The sequence below is a fragment of the Bacteroides sp. An269 genome, from assembly GCF_002159755.1.
In the GTDB taxonomy this organism is placed as follows: Bacteria; Bacteroidota; Bacteroidia; order Bacteroidales; family Bacteroidaceae; genus Phocaeicola; species Phocaeicola intestinalis.
Genome location: NZ_NFJG01000260.1, coordinates 1 through 601 on the forward strand (window position 1 = coordinate 1; position 601 = coordinate 601).

Annotated in this window: 1 protein-coding gene; it reads left to right on the top strand. The window is 38.3% G+C overall.

Going from position 1 to position 601, the window contains the following annotated elements; all coding sequences use genetic code 11:
- On the top strand, positions 1-345 hold a 345-nt coding region (locus B5F71_RS20880), incomplete at its 5' end, for a hypothetical protein (RefSeq protein ID WP_143269964.1).
- Between the last annotated feature and the right edge of the window lie 256 nt (positions 346-601).

Sequence of the window (601 nt, forward strand, 5' to 3'; positions counted from 1 at the left end):
GGATATTTATGGTATAAGACAGAACGCTTAACTCGATGGATGGACACAAGTATGTATTCATGGAATGTTCCGAGTGTATTAAGTCTTGTATTTCTGCTTTATGGAGTAGATATAGCCTCGATTTATTGGGCGACTACAAGCACTAATCCGGCTCCGTTTATTCTGCTTGCTCTGCTCGCCTATCCTGTTGTATGGATAATTCTGTACGCTTATTATCATTATAAACGACGGTATTTGAAAATCCGGCAAGATAAATCGTATGAGAAATATTCCAGCATTTGGGCTATCCTGTTTTTGCTATTTCCGTATGTCTTTTTGATTATTTTCGCACTTTGGTTACAATGATACTGTTCAATAAACTTTTGGGATATTGGAGTCGAATTGAGATAATGGCGGATGCTCTACCCGGAAAAGCCGTCATCAATGACACTTTTTTCGAGTAGGCTTGCCGAACTTGAAGAAAGAAACCTTATCTTTGTAATCGGAAACTCTGTCACTTGGTGACATAAATTTCGATTAGCATGAAGCATATAGAACGAAGAAAATACTTGGATGAACTCGTTTCCTTGCGGAACAACGGTATGATTAAGATTATAACCGG